Consider the following 17,325-nt stretch of genomic DNA (forward strand, 5'->3'; position numbering starts at 1 on the left):
AATGGATTTATAAAGATTTAAGATTCTCATTTTTCCGCGTACAATCCACTTATTTCTACATCGTTTTGATCGCCTTTAGGCGGAATGCACAATTTTTTTCTTCCGTTTTCTCAATAAAAGTGATCTTCTCTGGCATTATAACCAACATGGTATTTTGTTTGTGAATTAATAGACAAACTCATTTCTCTTCCATTTACATACACTTATATCTGTAATTCATAAATATGAATATGTCGTCATTTTCCCCTATTTTGTCCTCCGCCTCTTTCGTTGACAAGGGGTAGTGGAGATGATACACTGATAAACAACGGGGGATGTCCGAATCACGCATTTGTACGGACTTCTTCATATTATTAAAAAGGACAAGGTGAATAAGTATGGATTACAAGAAACTGTATGCAGAAAAGCTGGTTTCCGCTGAAAAAGCTGCTTCCGTCGTTAAATCTGGCGACTGGGTTGACTATGGCTGGACCACCGGCACTCCGGTAGCAGTCGATGCTGCTATCGCAAAACGTCTTCCGGAACTGGAGAATGTAAACTTCCGCGGCGGTATCCTGATGTGGGTACCGGAGATCTTCAAGATCGAAAACCCGGCAGCTCATATGACCTGGAACTCCTGGCACATGAGCGGTATCGAGAGAAAGGCAATCGCACAGGGATTCAGCTTCTATGCTCCGATCCGTTATTCCGAGCTTCCGAGATACTATCGTGAGTCCGCAACCAAACCGGATGTAGCTGTATTCCAGGTCGCTCCGATGGACGAGCACGGTTATTTCAACTTCGGACCAAATGCTTCCCATATGGCAGCCTGCTGCGAGACTTCCAAGGTTGTCATCGTAGAGGTCAATGAAAATATGCCGGTCTGCCTCGGCGGATTTGAGAACGGCGTTCATATCTCCAACGTAGACATGATCGTAGAGGGCAGCAACCCGACCATCGCAGAGATGGGAGGCGGCGCAGCAGCGACTGATGTCGATGAAGCAGTTGCAAAACTGATCGTAGACGAGATCCCGGATGGTGCCTGCTTACAGTTAGGTATCGGCGGTATGCCGAACGCAGTTGGTTCCCTGATTGCGAAATCTGACTTAAAGGATCTGGGTGTTCACACCGAGATGTACGTTGACGCATTCGTTGATATTGCCGCAGCCGGCAAGATCACAGGCGCTCACAAAGCACTGGACAAAGGCCGTCAGGTATACGCATTCGGCGCTGGTACCAAGAAACTGTATGACTACTTAAACAACAACCCGGCCTGCATGAGTGCTCCGGTTGATTACACCAACGACGTCCGCACCATCGCAGCCCTGGACAACTTCATGTCCATCAACAACGCGGTTGACCTCGACCTCTTCGGTCAGGTAAATGCAGAGTCCGCAGGAATCAAGCACATCAGCGGTGCAGGCGGACAGCTTGACTTCGTTCTGGGCGCTTACCTGTCCAAGGGCGGAAAGAGCTTCATCTGCTGCTCCTCCACCTTCAAGAACAAGGCTGGCGAGCTGCAGTCCCGTATTCTCCCGACCTTAAATCAGGGTTCCATCGTAACCGATACACGTGCAAACCTGCACTACCTGGTAACCGAGTACGGTAAAGTAAACTTAAAGGGTCTTGCAACCTGGCAGAAATGCGAGGCTATCATCTCCGTTGCACATCCGCAGTTCCGCGATCAGCTGATCAAGGAAGCTGAGAAGATGCATATCTGGAGACAGAGCAATAAGATCTGATAAGAACTCAAGATCTGATAAAATCGGCAGGATTCGGAGACAAAATCCAGCAAACCATCTATGGTATCTGAGACTCCCGGTTCTCCGATACATCAGATACGTTTATTTTCTAAAAAAAGTGCTTTTCCTCTCAAGAAATTTTCTTCGAGAAGAAAGGCACTTTTTTATTTATACTTTTTTCTTATAGTTTTTGTTCTACAAGTCTGTGTCTACCATCCGCTACTGTTCCAGAGACTTCCACCGGAAGTTCGGAATCACATCCGACCACTTATTAATTCCAATGATTGATTTTGCAAAATTCGAAGTTTCCAGCGTGTATCTCTTCTGATCAATGTCGTGGAAAACTCTCCAGAGCTTTCGATCCTTTACCGCTACAATCTCATTGCCCTGATTCATATCACAGGACCACAGACCGAAGCTTAAGCCTGCCCTTACCTCTGACGGCGCATCGACCTGACGACTCAGAATGTACGCGTCGATATACGGGTTGCTGTCTACGATATAGTAAGAATATGCAAATGCCGCCGCCTGGATATCCGACACATCGCCGCGCGTCAGACTCTGTGCAGTAAATCCTTCCTCCGTCAGAATGACATGGCGCACCTCGCCGGATGCTGTCTTCATCGAATCCTGATTCAGATAATCGGTCAGTACATGCAGGTTTGCAAAGTTGACAATCGGTGAATCTGCACTCTCGGTTACCAGCCCCGTTGCCGGATCATCCCAGAATTCCGGTTCCGTCATCGGGTACGGATACGGATGGTAGGCAATGCCCCAGTCCATCTGACCTTCCGTTACTGCCAGGGCGTTAAACGTATCAACAATGCCTTTGCCCGTATAATGCACCTGATCGTTCAGGTTCTCATACGGAGCTCCCCACCAGAAATCAAGTGAAAAATAAACCCGGTCATTCGCACTTGTGCTCTTGATCGCCGTGTAGAACGTGCGGAATGCCTGCTGATACGTGGATACATATGTATTCAAATCTGCCGGTCCCATGTAGTTCCAAATCTGGTTGTTGATCTCATTGCCCAGAATCCAGTTGGAAATCTTCGCATAATTTGAATTATGATTCTTGCCGCTGTAACGATCCGCCAAAAACGCGAAGATCGCACGCGTTGTCTCAAATCCTTCCTGTGTCTTCGTGTTAAACATATAATAATTGGCGCTCGAAGATTTCGCAGTTCCCGCATGAACCAGTTCCGGGTGCGCGTCATTCCAGTCATTTAAAACGATCGCCGTCACAGATATATCTTTTCCGATATATGTACTGATCACCTTGTCATAATTTTCAACCACCGACTTATTAAAATGATACGTTTTTCCATCGTACTCATAATCAATGCCACTTCCTAAAAACTGGGAAAATGCGATATTGACCGCCACATGTTTGACGCCCAGTGTAAATGCATCGTTGAGCATATTTAACTGGATATTCAAGCCCTTTTTCGTCAGCGGCGTCTTAAACGCATCCTGATTGGATGCAACCACCTCCGGATTTGTGATATAATGTGCCGCGCCAACTGCCGTAAATGCAGTTCCGTCAAACACTGCCGGAACAAACCGGCTGTAAAGGCGGTCCTGGGCAGTTCCCTTGTTTAAAGGAATCGAGACGGTCCTCGTCTCCCCTGCGCCTACGCTGCTGACATAATCAGTCCGACTTCCAATCTCCGACTCATACGGCCGCAATTCAAACAGATAAATCTTTCCGTCCGTCCCCGTTGTATCACCGTTGCTTGAAAGTGAAATATCCACTGTATTCTGCCCCGAACCAATCAGACAGGAGCCGATCGAAGCGGTTATCTGAAACGTCTGCGCCGCCAGTGCTGTGAACGCAGCCGCCACACTCAGGCAGACCGCTGCAGCCAGGACAAGCGCCGTTTTCATCCATTTTTTCATCCTGTTCCTTCCTTTCCGTCTAATATCCTATGGTATTTGATCATACTTCATTCTTCCGTCAGATTCAATTACTATTTTATTAAGGATTATTACAACTATTTTGGAAATTCTGTATGATTCCCAGCATTTTATCTTTTCCAAGCCTTGATTTCTTTCTTATTCCTATTCTTTTACCACTTGCAAATATTGGTTTTATATATATAAATCCCTTAAAAACGCAAGTTTAAAAAGCTACAGTTTCCGGAACCATCAAGTATTCCTTCTACCATAGCTTTTTGATATTACCGATTATTTAGTTCTTAATGCCCTCATCGCATTTAAAATTGCAATGACGGAAACACCGACGTCCGCAAACACGGCTTCCCACATATTCGCCACTCCAGCCGCGCCCATCAGAAGCACAACCGCCTTAACCGCCAGAGCAAACACGATATTCTGGTGCGCAATTGCCATTGTCTTGCGTCCGATTTTAACCACACCTGCAATCTTCGCCGGGTTATCATCCATCAGGACAATGTCCGCCGCCTCGATCGCCGCGTCACTTCCCATGCTTCCCATTGCAATACCGACATCTGCGCGGGAGAGAACCGGTGCATCGTTGATGCCGTCGCCGACAAATGCCAGCTTCCGCTTTCCGGTCATCTCCGCCAGCATCTCCTCGACCTTCTGCACCTTATCCGCCGGAAGCAGCTCCGTGTACGCCTGATCGATGCCAACCTTCGCAGCCACCGCCTCGCCGACCGCTTTCCGGTCGCCCGTCAGCATAACAGTACGGCGGATTCCAGCCACCTTCAGTCCACGGATCGCATCCTCCGTCTCCGGCTTGATCGTATCGGCAATCAGGATACTTCCGGCAAATTTTCCGTCCTTTGCCAGATAAATCACAGTGCCGATGCCGTCGCATTCCTGATACGGTATATTTTTACTCTTCATCAGGCGTCCATTACCCGCCAGAACTTTGTGACCGTCAATCGTTGTCTCGATACCATGACCGGAAATCTCGTTGGTTTCACCAATGCGGGTTAAGTCGATCAGGGGTTTGCGTACCACTCCCTGCACACCCTCTTTGGACTGCACCTCTTTTATTGTGTCATTGTCAGCATCCAGAACGATTTCTGCTGTTCCCGCATTCGCCTTTTGAGTTTCTGCTTCTGCCAAACTGCCTTTTCTCTCACGATACGCCTCCCGTATCGATTCCGCGATCGGATGCGTCGAATAATTCTCGGCATACGCCGCCAGCTCCAGAAGCTCATCCTCACTGATTCCCGCCGGATGCAGCTCCGTCACTTTAAACTCGCCCTTCGTCAGGGTGCCTGTCTTATCAAATACAACCGTATCCAGCTCCGAAACTGCCTCCAGATAATTGCTTCCCTTGACTAACACACCGATGCGGGATGCAGCACCAATGCCGCCAAAGAAGCTAAGCGGAACCGAAATCACCAGCGCACACGGGCAGGAAATTACCAGGAAAATACAAGCTCGCTGAATCCACTCGCCAAATTCTCCGCCCAGCACAATCGGCGGCACAAATGCCAAAGCAACCGCCGCGATCACGACCACCGGCGTATAATATCTGGCAAACCGAGTGATAAAGTTCTCCACCTTCGCCTTCTTGCTGCTGGCATTCTCCACCAGCTCCAGAATCCGTGCCACCGTCGAATCATCAAATTCTTTCGTCACGCGCACCCGCAGAAGCCCGCTGCCATTGACACATCCGCTGATGATTTCATCCCCGGCTGCCGCACCGCGCGGTACCGATTCACCAGTCAGCGCCGAGGTATCGATCATCGATTCACCCTCTACCACCACGCCATCCAGCGGAATCCGCTCTCCCGGCTGTACCACGATGATGTCATCCACTTCCACATCATCCGGATCGACCTGCTCTATCTGTCCATCTTTTTCAATATTGGCATATTCCGGGCAGATATTCATGAGATCGCTGATCGACTGGCGCGAACGGTTGACCGCATAACTCTGAAACAGCTCGCCAACCTGATAGAACAGCATAACCGCAACCGCCTCAGAAAACTCGCCCACACCGAACGCTCCGAACGTCGCTACTGTCATGAGGAAATTCTCATCAAATACCTGACCATTTTTAATCCCCCGGAACGCCTTGTATACAATATCCCATCCAATAATCAGATACGGAATTAAAAATACGACTAACTCTGTCCACGGCTGCGGCATTCCGGCAAATACATTCATTTTTTTCGCTGCTGCCGCCGCGATATATACGATTGCCGCCGCGACGATCCGCTTCAGCATCGTTTTCTGCTTCTGATTCATAAAGCCTCCCTTCATTCTGGAAACACATTCCCAGAAAAAAAGATATAGGAAAATGTGCCGGCACAGCTCATTTGCCTATATCTTTTTACTTTGCCCTTCTGTGCATTACACAATCTGATTTTATTCTTTTAAAAAGCAGCTTTTGATCCGATTATGCCTTTTCCAATTTTACATATTAATAATGCAGTCCGGTTCCACCTTCTTGCACACTTCTACAACCTCTTTCATGATCTCGTCGAAACGTGCGTCATCCGCATCGATCGTCATTTTCTGCATCATAAAGCTGACACTCGCATCATTAACTCCATCCAGCTTCTTGATCGCATCCTCCATCTTTGCTGCACAGTTTGCACAATCCAGATCAGTTAATTTAAATTTCTTCTTCATGATAATCCTCCTCTTTTTATTGAGTTATAAATTTTTAATGTTTGCTTTCCGAGACCTGCAATTTTTTTCTTTACAGATAGCACCGCTTTCACATTCATTCAATCCATTATCATCATTCAAGGAACTTGCTATTCTTTAATATGCTCAAAGCCCTGGTTGATAATCCGGTAAACATGGTCGTCTGCCAGCGAATAGAACACCGACTTTCCGTCCCGGCGGCTCTTGACAAGCTGCGACTGCTTGAGAATCCGAAGCTGATGCGAAATCGCCGACTGCGTCATATTAAGCAGCTGTGCAATGTCGCAGACACACATCTCCGACTCAAACAGCACAAACAAAATCCGGATCCGCGTCGAATCACCAAATACCTTAAACAGCTCCGCCAGATCATACAAATCATCGTCATCCGGCAGCATTCCCCGGACCGACTGCACAACCTCATCGTGAACAGCACACTCCTCACAGCACTCTACATCATGAATTGCCATCCGATTTCTCCCTTCATGCTACGCGTTTCTGCCCTGCTTCATTGCTTCTTTCGTGAAAGCAGTTTGCAGGATTTTATCAAGATTTCTTTGAAATATTTTTATTTATATGAATCATTGTTCATATGTTCATTATATGAATGTAACTGGGAAATGTCAAGAAATATTTGTGGGAATTTAAAAGGAGTAAATGAAATATTTTCTCAATTATAAAATGCTGCAAAAAAGACTGTTCATACAGACAAAATCCACTAAGTAATGCGCGTAAATGTGCTTCTTTCTGCCCGGTTTACAGATGATACTCTGTAAACCGGCACAGTTCAAATATCTATTCTCTACATCCTATGCTTTTTTGTCTATTTATGAACAGTCCGTTCTTTTTTATTCATTATTATATATCTTTTGCAGTTTATTTTTTCGACACTGCTTGAGCTATATTATCCATCGTCTGATGATCTTTTGCCTCTTTCTGCAACCCCGACTTAGACTTCTAATAGAATCTCTCCTCGCCCGGAATCGTATCCAAATGTTCCTGCCATTTCTCAGCCGGTACATCATGAACCGATACCGTCACAACCTTCGGATCCTTCTTTAATTCTTCTGATACCAGCGTTCTGACCTTCTCAGCCAGCGCTGCCTTCTCTTCCCGGCTCCGTCCCGGGTACATAGATATTGCAATGTGTGGCATGATTTTCCTCCTTTGTACTAATAGCACTCTTCCAAAATATCCAAGATTTCCGCGTGCGTCAGCTGCCGATACCCGCCGTCATTGCGGATACATGAATCAGCAATCGTTTTCAGCAGGCTCTGATCTGTGATTCCCAGTTCCCGCAGCGTCCCCGGCAAACCAATCTCATGAATAAACGCCTGCAATGCGTCAATTCCTCCAAATGCCAGTTCTTCCTCATCGCCGCCATCTGGTGACATTCCCCAGACATTTACGGCAAATTTCACAAATTTCTTGATGCCGTCCCGGCAAATTCGACGATAATACGCCGGATGGATCACGCCAAGTCCCATGCCGTGGTTGCAGTCCGTGTAAGCCCCCATCTGATGTTCAATCATATGCGCCTCAAAATCACACTGTTTTCCTAATTTGATAATGCCAATCTCCGCCATCGTGGACGCCCACATCAGGTTGCTGCGCGCCTCATAATTTTCCGGTTCCCGGATCGCCACCGGCAGGTTCTCAATAATACTCCGCATCAACGCCTCCGAGATCGCATCCGAAAGATTATCCTCATCCGGTGCACTGAAATATGTCTCCATCACATGGCTGAGCATATCAAAACCGCCCGCTGCCGTCTGGAGTGGAGAAACCGTGTAGGTATATTTCGGGTCCATCATCGCAAACACCGGATTGCAGCGCGGATAATTCCGGCTCGTCTTAATTTTCTGTTCCTCATGGGTGATTACACCCTCGCCGTTGACCTCGCTTCCAGTGCCGACCACGGTCACAATCACGCCCACCGGAACCGGCTCAAAATCAATCTCGCCCTTTTTGATCCAGTATTCCTCCCAGACGTCCTTGTCCGTCGCAGCCGCCATTGAGATCGCCTTGCTGCAGTCCATGACTGAACCGCCGCCCACGGCCAGGATCAGATCCACTTGATTTTCCTGTACGACTTTTTTCCCTTCCATCACCTTGCTGTAAGTCGGGTTCGGCATGATGCCAGAAAATTCTATCACCTGTTTTCCAGCCAGCTTTAAGACATCCATCACTTCCTGATAAATGCCATTCATCTTGATCGAGCCGCCGCCATACGCCAGCATCACCGTTTCCCCATACGGCTTCACCGCCTCCAGCAGGTGCTCCTTCACACAGCCTCCGCCAAAATAAATCTTTGTCGCATTTTCAAATGTAAACGCCCGCATCGTTCCCTGTCCTTTCTGAACCCGTTCCGGCAAATGCTTTTGCATCCGCCTGATGTTCTGCCTTCTTCTTCGTAGATATGTTTTTTTGAATCTTTATTTTGATTATTTTTCTCCTTTATCTCAGATTCATCAAATGTTCAGCTATAACTCACACTAGATTTGACAAGTTCTCTGTAAGTGTTCATATTATATCACGATTCGCATCTTCGATGCTTACCGCTGCTGACGCAGCTATCGTGATCGCCATTCGCCGTTCGCCATAAATCTGCAAGCAGCTCTCTGGCTCACTTGCGCTCATTATATCATATTACCTTTTTACATTCTATCTTTTTCAGAAATTTCACGCATATATTTTCATTTTTATGAATAAAATTGCACAAACTTATATCTGCGTGTCATTTTTATTCCCCCATCCACTTCCAAAATATTTTCCGAAATTTATGATTTCTTCACATTCCGAACATACTTTTATCACATTTTTTCGATATAGTAATACGCGTAAAGGCAAAAGACCTTTCATAATATACTTTTTCATACCTACGCCGACAGGAGTCCGTTCCTGTCGGCTCCTCCTATTTTAAGGGATATATCTACTCAAGCGGGCAGTTTCATGATAAAATAAACACACAGATAGAATCATCTCACAAACACAGATTCTATATTAAATTTACAATAAAAATAGCTGCATGAATCACATATATTAGGAGGAACTTCTCATGAAACACGAACTGACGCAGGAAGAAATCCTGGTTGAAATAAAAGACATTCTATCAGAATACGTAGAAATCACCCGCCCGCTGACATCGGCTGACCGCCTGATCGACGATCTGGGGCTGGATTCATTTTTGATCGTATACTTTATCACAGAAATCGAAGACTGCTTCGAGATCGATATTCCGGAAACGGATTTTATCGAGCTTGTCACGGTCAAGGATCTCTGCGAACGGATTCAGCTGGAAATAAAAAAGCACTCCACTTATTAATACCAGCGTGTCATCGGCAAGTCATTATTAATTCCTTTTGTAAATAAAATCTGGTGCAGACGCAGGTTTTCCACATCCAGGATATAAAATCCATCTGCTGAACCACAAGAAATCATTTCCCAGAGACTTAGAACCATTACGCCCGGGAAAATATATTTTTTAATCCACGAATCGCCCGGATGTTCCTCCAGCACACTGATAAATTGCAACAGAAACAGTCCGTTCCTTCCATCTTAACCTGAAATGGATACTCATCAAACTTTTGGTTATATCTGTCCCTGTTCTTTCAGATATGCCTGAAAACCCACACAGCCCTCCAGAACATCTTCATACGTCGCGTCAAAATCACCCGTATACCACGGATCCGCGATGTCACGGTCTGAACCTGCAAATGTGAGGAATTTGTATATTTTCCCCTCCGGATCGCCTTTCAGCATCCGGTTTAAATTTCGGATATTGGCACTGTCCATACCTATGATATAATCAAATTTCTCATAATCCGCCCACGTCACCTGCCGCGCCCGGTGCGGCACCAGAGGAATTCCAACCTTCCTCAGCTTATTCACCGTCCCCCGGTGCGGTGGATTGCCGATTTCTTCGGTGCTTGTGGCGGCGCTGTCGATAAGGAAGTGGGCGGAAAGCCCTTGGGATGCGACTTTATGGGTGAAGACACTTTGGGCTAGGGTGGAACGGCAGATGTTGCCGTGGCAAATAAATAGTATTTTTATCATCTTGATTATATCCCTTCATAAGCCTTCAAACCTTGATAAAACGGGCTGTCCGGCGCTTTTTTCATTTTTCATGTTTTGCCTAAAACCTACGCTATTCTTTATAAATCTACGCAAATTCACGGGCAAATGGTGTAGTAAGTGGTGTAGTAATTTTGTTCGTTTTCAACCTGATTTTCTCTGTTTTTCCTGCCTACCGGCGGCCTTAAAGTCTATGACTTTTACCATCTGCTCCGCAGCTCGGTCATAGCTTGCATGGGTATAGACGTTCAGCGTGACACCCACATCAGAATGTCCCATCACATATTGTAAGATTTTAATATCCATACCGGCATTTGCCATATTCGTACAGAACGTATGACGGAACACATGGGGCGTGATGTTCGGCAGCGGTTTGTGCGGGTGCAGCTTTCTGTATTTCTTCATCGCCCATCTGATTTCATTTTCGATATGCAACGCAACCTTGGGCTTATCGTCCTTATCCAGTAAAATGAAGCCGCTGTACCCGTCTACTATGATTTCCGTTTTTACTCTCTTGCGGCGGGCAAGGATATTTTTCAGACTTTGATAGACTTCCTCTGTCATAGGAATAAAGCGGCAGCCACATTCTGTCTTGGTTTTCTCCACATAATATTTGCCGCCCCGTTCTCGGACAAGCTGATGGTCTACCCGGATTCTCCGATTTTCAAAATCTAAATCGCTTTTTGTCAGGCCGCAAAACTCACTGACACGCATACCGGTTCCCAGCAAGGTGACAAATTCATCATAATATTTGGTATAGGTCTTGTCCTCCCGGATAAAGCCCAACCATAACTCCTGCTGTTCCTCGGTCATGGCAATCCGCTTTTGTGAATCGTTTGGAACAATATCTGTCAGTTTAAAATCAAAGGGATTTCTGCGAATAATATCCTCATTGTATGCCATCTGAAACGCCGGTTTGACAACTCCCCGGACGCTTGTAATGGTGCTATATCCTTTGCCGTCATTGTGGAGTTTCATAATCCACTGTTGGGCGTCCGATACTTTAATCTCTCTTATTTGCCGGTAGCCAAAATCTTCTTTCTTAATCAGATTCAGCACAAAGTTATAACCGACTTTAGTATTGTAGCGGACACCTTGCTTCAAACTGATATACCGTTCCAAAAGTGCAATCACGGTCACTTTTCCGGCGGCATAGTCAATCCCTTCATCAAGTTGCTTCTGGATTTCTTTTTCTCTCTCCCGAAGCTCTTTCAAATCAGACGAATAGATGGTCTGCCGCTTTCCGCGAATATCTGTGTATCGGTACTGATAAATCAGATCTTTTCTCTGGCTCTCTCCTGTTCTCAGGATTCGTCCTTTATTATCTTTGCGTTTCTCGGACATTGTCAAACTCCTTTCCGTAATGGAAAGAGCCTTGATATGACACATTTATTGTATCATATCAAGGCCGTCTTTTACATCACTAAATTTCAGATAGAATAAACCTGTTCAATATATTGGTCGAATAAGCGGCGTTTAATTAACCGTTTATTTCCCACCCATAAAACAAATTTGCAGTTCTGGTCACCGGTAAGATCACGCAATTTATTGATTCCGATTCCAGAATAAGCCGCAGCTTCTTCCAGGCTCAAATTACTCTTTTCCCAAATTGGGACGTCTTTCATAGGCAGTTATCCTCCATACATGAAAACAGCCAGACAAGGGACGGCGGCAACGAAGTCCGGCAACGGGCTTTGAAAGACCTCGCAAATCATCTCTGTCTGGCGGTTTGGTTACTATTTACTTTTTCTTTTATTTTTTTGTTGTTTTGGTTGTCAGAGGGTGGAAAAGCCCGCATTTATGGGATTTTGCCCGGCAACCGGGGCGGCAACGTGCTTGTAACGAAGTCCGCAACAGGCAGCATAGCCGGTGGCATTTTTCAAAAGGGAAGCTCCATCTGCTCCGGCACCGGCAGGAATCCGTCCGAAGTTTTTTCACCTCCGTTGCCATTGTCCGTTGCCGGGGTGTCACGTTCCCAGCCCTTTTGTCTGCCATACTCGGCAAACATACGGGGATTGGAGAAATACCTCCACCCCGTGATACAGTGGTTCATAATGTCGTTGACCTCCCTGATTTCCCATTGTTTCGGTTCGTCAAAGGGGTGGTTTAGGGCTTCTTTATAAAGCTGTTTGGAGCAGACGGCTTCGCCGGTAAAACGGTCAAGATACGCCTGTATCATTCCGACTTTTGTGTCCTCCGGCATAAACTCCCGCTGGTGTTCTTTAAGGTAACGCACCATTTCCGGGCTGAACGATAGCTTAAAGCCGCCGCTTCTGTAAATTGTCATGGCTTCCGCCCAGAGCTGCCCCATGTAGGCTCTGGAAGTTGCTTCATTCTCTAAAATGTGAACCTCGGCCTGTTCCGGGTAGACCATCACGGGGATAAAGCGCCGGTTGCCGGAGCGGTCAAGCGGAAGGAAGTCCAGTGCGTTTGAAGTGCCGCCAAACACACACTGGCGGGGACGGTCTGCCGGGTGGGTTTCATAGGGTATCTTGTAGACCTCCTTCTGGCGGCTTAGGAAAGACTTGATTTCCTCTATGCTCTTGGCGTTTGCGGTGGCAATCATTTCTGACATTTCAATAATCCAGTGGCCTTGCAGCTTACGGTACACGTTATCATCGTCCAGTTTCCGCAGATCGTCAGAGAACCACTCGTCCCGGACGGCCAGCAGCCGGAAGAAAGTAGACTTCCCGGCTCCCTGCCCGCCTACCAGACAGAGCATGATTTCAAATTTACAACCCGGCTGAAATGTTCGGTGAATGGCTCCCAGCAGAAACAGCTTCAAGGATTCGTAAGTGTAATCATCTGCGGCGGCTCCTAAGAAATGGCGCAGGGCGAAGCGGATTCGCTCTGTCCCGTCCCATGTCAGGCTGTTTAAGTAGTCCCGGACAGGGTGGTAGCTGTTCTCGTCTGCGGCAAGGGCGGCTGCGTCCGCTATCTTTTTTTCGCTTGTCAGGCCGTAAGTTTCTTCCAGATAGAGCCGGATATATTTCATGTCCGTGTCAGTCATGGCGCTCCCGGCTCTGCGCCGGTGTCCGATAGGCTTTATGATGTCGGTGCGGTCAGTCAGCAGGTTACAGGCGATTGCCCCAGAGAGAAGCGGGTCTTTCTGGAACACGGTCAGGCAGTTCTTAATACTGTTGCGGACGCCGCCTTTCTCGGTGCTTTCCAGTAACGCCTTTACTTCCTCAACGCTCTGGGGCGGCTCGGCCACGTCTGCCGTTTCCTTCACGGCCTGCCTTATCTGTGGCGGCAAGCTCTGCCATTCTTCGTTCAAGGTTCCTCACTTCCTTTCCGTACTCGATGATAAGGGAAGCCCTCTCATGGAGGGTTCCAAAAAGAAGGGTATCCAGCAGATACTCCACATGACTTTCCTTTTGCAGGGCTTCTTCAAATAAAGGGTTCCAGTCCTCGTCCGGCTGGCGGGGTGCGTACTGTGTCTTCCAGCGGCGCAGGAGATGGTAATAATCGGACAGCACTTTGAAACAGTGCCGTTCCAGCAGTTTAAACCGCTGTTCCTCGGTTTCCTGCCGGGGTTTATGGTCTATCCGGCGCTGTGTCCGCTTCCCGTCCTCGTAGGGAACGGAGAAGTCCTGCGCCAGCATGAGGGCGGCTTCCTTTGCCCCGATACCTTCCAGACGGGAGACAAAATCAATCACGTCCCCGTCCGCCTGACAGCCGAAACAATGGAAGCGGCGGTCAACCTTCATGCTGGGGGTCTTGTCACTGTGGAACGGACAGACCGCCATGCCGTTTCTCCCCACCCGGATTCCGTAACGCTCTGCCGCCTGTCTTGTGGTGACAGACTGCTTGACTGCTTCAAATACATTCAAATAAAATCCTCCTGAAATATCTCTGAAAATGAAAAAGGCACCTGCCTGTGATTTTTCATCACATACAAATGCCTGTTTAAAGTTCCATATCCTGTTTTCTTTTGGGCTTGGCTGGCTGCCTTGCCGTTTCCTGATTCTTTTGTATCTGCTTTTCGTGGAGCTTCTCCACAATGGATTCTTTTTTCTGTGGCTCTACCGGCGTGGTATGTCTGACCGGTTTCTGCTTCTCCGGTGCCAGCACTTTGTTTATCCAGTGTCGAACGTCCCGCAGAGTTTTTACATCTGCCTGAACTCCGGCAAGCGCCGCCTGACCTTTCTCATGTTCGGCTGAAAGCTGGCTTCGCTCGGCTTTCAGGGCTTTGGTGCTGTAAGGTTTCCCGTCCAGATGGATTTTCAAGTAACGGACGGCGGCGGAATAAGCGTCAAGTTCCGGCTTGTGGCTATCCTCAAATTTCTGTTTTTTCCCTTTCCAGAAGATTGCGGCGTATTCCTCCTGAACCGGCTTCCCGGCTTCATAGTTCCCGATATGGCGGAGCATAGTATCAATGGCTTTGATACGGTTTTCCTTTCCCTTCATATCCTGCCGGATTGCCGTCGCCTTTTGGCTGACCGCTTCCAGATGGGTGTCAAGGCTTTCTACAGTGGTGATTTCATGCTCCTTTAAAAAGTCAACGGCTTCCATAACCTTGTTGAAGTCGGCGACAGAGCCTTTCAGCCTGCTTTTCCCTGTCCAGCCGGTGCGTTCCTCCTGACGGAGTGACATATACCGGGATAGCAGCTCCGGTAAGGTCGGTTCCCGCATTTCTTCCAGCGCTTCAAGGACAGCCTGCTTTTTCTCTTTTAAGTCGGCAAGCCAGCCCTGCAAGCCCCGTATCATCTGCCGGATAGACTGCATAAGGCCGTTGGCGGCTTTAATGTCCCGGTTCAGGTTCCCGATGTTGGTCTGGATTCCCTGTTTCTCCATCTGGCTGACCGCTGGCCCCATGTGGACGGTGGGGAGCTTGTCAATGCCCTGACGCTCATAGGAACGGAGGTCAAGACGCTCCGGTCGGCCTACGGCTTCCAGATAGCGGTTTGCGGTGTCAGACCAGCCCTGCCGCCATAGTTCCGCCTTGCTCTGGTCATTCCAGTCCACGGTGTCCTCCTTGTGGCTTTTCCATCTGCCGGAAGGGAGCCGGATTCGTTCCCCGTTTTCGTCAAGGTCATAGACCTTCCGGCACTTGGGGAGCCATCTGCCGGTTTCGTCCATTGCCCGCATGGTCAAGAGGATATGGGCGTGAGGGTTTCCCTCCCCCTTGTCATGGATAGCAAAATCGGCAATCATACCTTTGGAAACAAAAAACTCCCGGCAGTAGTCCCGGAGAAGGTCGGCATACTGTGACCGGGGAAGTTCCCTCGGTATGGCAAGCACAATCCTCCGGGCAAGCTGGGAGTTCCATTGTTTTTCGACCGCTTCGGCGGCGTTCCATAGGGTGTTGCGGTCGGCATATTCCGGCGGGGCGTGAGGTGGAAGCAGGATTTCCTTATGGACGATTTCGCTCTTGTGGGAATAGTATTTCTGCTTCTGGTCGTACTCGGAAAACAGCCGGTCGCCGCTCTGGTAGGCAGCGGAAGCAACGGCGGACTGTCGGCTGCTCCGCTGTATGATTCTTACGTCAAAGTGCGGGCATGGCAAAGATGTGACCTCCTTTCTCCCGATTCCGGGCATGGAAAAAGCAGGGAATCTTTCAAAGATTTCCTGCTTTTTCGTGCCGCTGGTGGGCGGCGGTTATTTGGTTTTTAATATGCTATCAGCGTGGCAAACTGGGATTTATTAATCTATTTTTTTTACAATATTTCTGGAATCCATAACAAAACCTTGCCATCTTAAACTCTTGGCATCTAGAGAGTTTTTTCCTCCAACCACACATCCTGCAAATGCATCTATAACTGATATAGTACTACAAAATATTCCTGATGTTGTTTTCAATATAGTACTTCCAGTTGATCTAAAAAATGAATATCCACTATTATTCTCTAAATACTTTCTAAATATATTTTCTTTTACCTCTTCCATGTTTTGTTCAACAGCATCACATATTTCTTTGACTTCTGTCCTTTGTATATTACTATGTTTTTCTATAATCCAACGTCGAAAATCCTTTATATATCTGTTCTCCCTCAATTCTTCCATACACTCATGGTATGGTCCAGAAACGCTAATATAATTAGGAATCCCCGGAATAATAATTCTATCTATTAATTCAGCTTCAGCACCACCACTAAATGGTGCTAAAGCATACCTACTATTTGCAATCAATTCAATATCATCACTATACAGATTTTGCAATGCTTGAAATACAAATAGATCAAATAAAAAACGATTTTCATTTGAGTTTGCTGATACTTCTATATTCCCAAGTTTCAAAGTATGTGTATGTCCGTCTGCTCCCCAGCCTTCTACATTTAATGATTTCACTATATCAGAATAAGACAACTTCGTACTTACAGTTATGGAATTTTCCTCTTCATTTGCACATTCCCAAATCCCTTTGAAATCAAAGTCTACATAAATCTCATCAACAAATTTGACATATGGTAAATTACGCATATTATTGGGACAAACGCTTTTACATAAAAACAAGATTTCGTCATAAAAGATCATCAATCCTAATGGACTTTCAATAATAGGATTTGGTGAATCTGACAAATCGTTTGAACTCTTATCTGCTTGATGTCGATAATCATATAATAAAGGATATGAAATACCAATATATGCAGTTCTTTTTCTCATAACTATCTTCTCTCCTTAATATACTTTTTATCATTCCAATATTTCTAAATGTTTATCTTCTTGGACTTTTTAGGAATCCCTCCACCCACAAATTCCAAATTATCGCTGGATTCATTATACTTTGTTCTTTCAAATAAGTATAGAGGGATTTTGTAAAACTTGTTGACCGGGAACAGCTTGCAAAGCAAGGTGCTTCCGGGCAGTAAGTCCACAAAAGGGTAGCTGGCGTAAGCCAGAGCAGGGGAAGTGTAGCGTCCCCTGTGATGATTGGAGCGGCGTGGAAATCATCTTCTTTCCGCAGGAAGCCCCCGGCAGGGCGCAACGCACC

15 protein-coding genes and 1 pseudogene are annotated in these 17,325 nt (G+C 46.9%); 2 read left to right on the plus strand and 14 right to left on the minus strand.

Going from position 1 to position 17,325, the window contains the following annotated elements; all coding sequences use genetic code 11:
* Positions 1–377: 377 nt before the first annotated feature.
* A complete protein-coding gene (locus tag DW720_RS11700; protein ID WP_118472575.1) occupies positions 378–1,721 on the plus strand; it encodes a butyryl-CoA:acetate CoA-transferase in 1,344 nt (447 codons plus the stop codon).
* Positions 1,722–1,940: 219 nt separating this feature from the next.
* Here the strand turns inward: DW720_RS11700 and DW720_RS11705 are convergent, their stop codons facing one another.
* The 6 genes from DW720_RS11705 to DW720_RS11730 form a co-directional block, all read right to left on the minus strand.
* Positions 1,941–3,620, minus strand: coding sequence for a DUF5722 domain-containing protein (locus tag DW720_RS11705; RefSeq protein ID WP_118652093.1), 1,680 nt, complete (start codon positions 3,618–3,620; stop codon positions 1,941–1,943).
* A 288-nt stretch (positions 3,621–3,908) separates the two neighbouring features.
* Positions 3,909–5,912 carry a heavy metal translocating P-type ATPase gene (locus tag DW720_RS11710; RefSeq protein WP_118743049.1) on the minus strand — a complete coding sequence of 668 codons (2,004 nt, stop codon included), beginning with the start codon at positions 5,910–5,912 and terminating at the stop codon, positions 3,909–3,911.
* 168 nt (positions 5,913–6,080) lie between these two features.
* Entirely contained in the window at positions 6,081–6,299 is a 219-nt protein-coding gene (locus tag DW720_RS11715; protein ID WP_022358590.1) for a cation transporter, read from the minus strand.
* A gap of 128 nt (positions 6,300–6,427) precedes the next feature.
* The gene (locus DW720_RS11720) at positions 6,428–6,787 is read right to left on the minus strand and encodes a metalloregulator ArsR/SmtB family transcription factor (RefSeq protein ID WP_022358591.1); all 360 of its coding nucleotides are present in this window, start codon (positions 6,785–6,787) and stop codon (positions 6,428–6,430) included.
* 487 nt (positions 6,788–7,274) lie between these two features.
* Positions 7,275–7,472, minus strand: coding sequence for a tautomerase family protein (locus tag DW720_RS11725; protein WP_118629350.1), 198 nt, complete (start codon positions 7,470–7,472; stop codon positions 7,275–7,277).
* 17 nt (positions 7,473–7,489) lie between these two features.
* Complete coding sequence (locus DW720_RS11730) at positions 7,490–8,659, minus strand: iron-containing alcohol dehydrogenase (RefSeq protein WP_118743093.1); 1,170 nt, start codon at positions 8,657–8,659, stop codon at positions 7,490–7,492.
* A gap of 716 nt (positions 8,660–9,375) precedes the next feature.
* Here DW720_RS11730 and DW720_RS11735 point away from each other — a divergent pair.
* Positions 9,376–9,642: a phosphopantetheine-binding protein gene (locus DW720_RS11735; protein WP_107001355.1), complete on the plus strand. Its 267-nt coding sequence runs from the start codon at positions 9,376–9,378 to the stop codon at positions 9,640–9,642.
* Here the strand turns inward: DW720_RS11735 and DW720_RS11740 are convergent.
* The 8 genes and pseudogenes from DW720_RS11740 to DW720_RS11775 form a co-directional block, all read right to left on the minus strand.
* A pseudogene (locus DW720_RS11740) lies at positions 9,639–9,863 on the minus strand (SAM-dependent methyltransferase); the annotation flags it as partial. The gene DW720_RS11735 and the pseudogene DW720_RS11740 overlap by 4 nt on opposite strands.
* A gap of 45 nt (positions 9,864–9,908) precedes the next feature.
* Positions 9,909–10,373 carry a low molecular weight protein-tyrosine-phosphatase gene (locus DW720_RS11745; RefSeq protein WP_118743048.1) on the minus strand — a complete coding sequence of 155 codons (465 nt, stop codon included), beginning with the start codon at positions 10,371–10,373 and terminating at the stop codon, positions 9,909–9,911.
* Positions 10,374–10,535: 162 nt separating this feature from the next.
* Complete coding sequence (locus tag DW720_RS11750; RefSeq protein ID WP_118749681.1) at positions 10,536–11,735, minus strand: tyrosine-type recombinase/integrase; 1,200 nt, start codon at positions 11,733–11,735, stop codon at positions 10,536–10,538.
* Positions 11,736–11,821: 86 nt separating this feature from the next.
* Positions 11,822–12,016: an excisionase gene (locus tag DW720_RS11755; protein WP_007870311.1), complete on the minus strand. Its 195-nt coding sequence runs from the start codon at positions 12,014–12,016 to the stop codon at positions 11,822–11,824.
* Positions 12,017–12,270: 254 nt separating this feature from the next.
* Positions 12,271–13,623 carry a virulence-associated E family protein gene (locus DW720_RS11760; protein WP_182436549.1) on the minus strand — a complete coding sequence of 451 codons (1,353 nt, stop codon included), beginning with the start codon at positions 13,621–13,623 and terminating at the stop codon, positions 12,271–12,273.
* Positions 13,580–14,224 carry a CHC2 zinc finger domain-containing protein gene (locus DW720_RS11765; RefSeq protein ID WP_118749683.1) on the minus strand — a complete coding sequence of 215 codons (645 nt, stop codon included), beginning with the start codon at positions 14,222–14,224 and terminating at the stop codon, positions 13,580–13,582. Before DW720_RS11765 ends, DW720_RS11760 begins: the two co-directional genes overlap by 44 nt.
* Before the next feature lie 76 nt (positions 14,225–14,300).
* A complete protein-coding gene (gene mobQ, locus DW720_RS11770; RefSeq protein WP_118749684.1) occupies positions 14,301–15,899 on the minus strand; it encodes a MobQ family relaxase in 1,599 nt (532 codons plus the stop codon).
* A 138-nt stretch (positions 15,900–16,037) separates the two neighbouring features.
* Positions 16,038–16,997: a hypothetical protein gene (locus DW720_RS11775; RefSeq protein WP_118749685.1), complete on the minus strand. Its 960-nt coding sequence runs from the start codon at positions 16,995–16,997 to the stop codon at positions 16,038–16,040.
* Between the last annotated feature and the right edge of the window lie 328 nt (positions 16,998–17,325).

The organism is Clostridium sp. AM27-28 (assembly GCF_003480955.1).
GTDB lineage: Bacteria > Bacillota > Clostridia > Lachnospirales > Lachnospiraceae > Otoolea > Otoolea fessa.

Coding starts and splice junctions, on each gene's coding strand:
- DW720_RS11700 (WP_118472575.1), top strand. CDS start 378: ATGGATTACAAGAAACTGTATGCAGAAAAGCTGGTTTCCGCTGAAAAA.
- DW720_RS11705 (WP_118652093.1), bottom strand. CDS start 3,620: ATGAAAAAATGGATGAAAACGGCGCTTGTCCTGGCTGCAGCGGTCTGC.
- DW720_RS11710 (WP_118743049.1), bottom strand. CDS start 5,912: ATGAATCAGAAGCAGAAAACGATGCTGAAGCGGATCGTCGCGGCGGCA.
- DW720_RS11715 (WP_022358590.1), bottom strand. CDS start 6,299: ATGAAGAAGAAATTTAAATTAACTGATCTGGATTGTGCAAACTGTGCA.
- DW720_RS11720 (WP_022358591.1), bottom strand. CDS start 6,787: ATGGCAATTCATGATGTAGAGTGCTGTGAGGAGTGTGCTGTTCACGAT.
- DW720_RS11725 (WP_118629350.1), bottom strand. CDS start 7,472: ATGCCACACATTGCAATATCTATGTACCCGGGACGGAGCCGGGAAGAG.
- DW720_RS11730 (WP_118743093.1), bottom strand. CDS start 8,659: ATGCGGGCGTTTACATTTGAAAATGCGACAAAGATTTATTTTGGCGGA.
- DW720_RS11735 (WP_107001355.1), top strand. CDS start 9,376: ATGAAACACGAACTGACGCAGGAAGAAATCCTGGTTGAAATAAAAGAC.
- DW720_RS11745 (WP_118743048.1), bottom strand. CDS start 10,373: ATGATAAAAATACTATTTATTTGCCACGGCAACATCTGCCGTTCCACC.
- DW720_RS11750 (WP_118749681.1), bottom strand. CDS start 11,735: ATGTCCGAGAAACGCAAAGATAATAAAGGACGAATCCTGAGAACAGGA.
- DW720_RS11755 (WP_007870311.1), bottom strand. CDS start 12,016: ATGAAAGACGTCCCAATTTGGGAAAAGAGTAATTTGAGCCTGGAAGAA.
- DW720_RS11775 (WP_118749685.1), bottom strand. CDS start 16,997: ATGAGAAAAAGAACTGCATATATTGGTATTTCATATCCTTTATTATAT.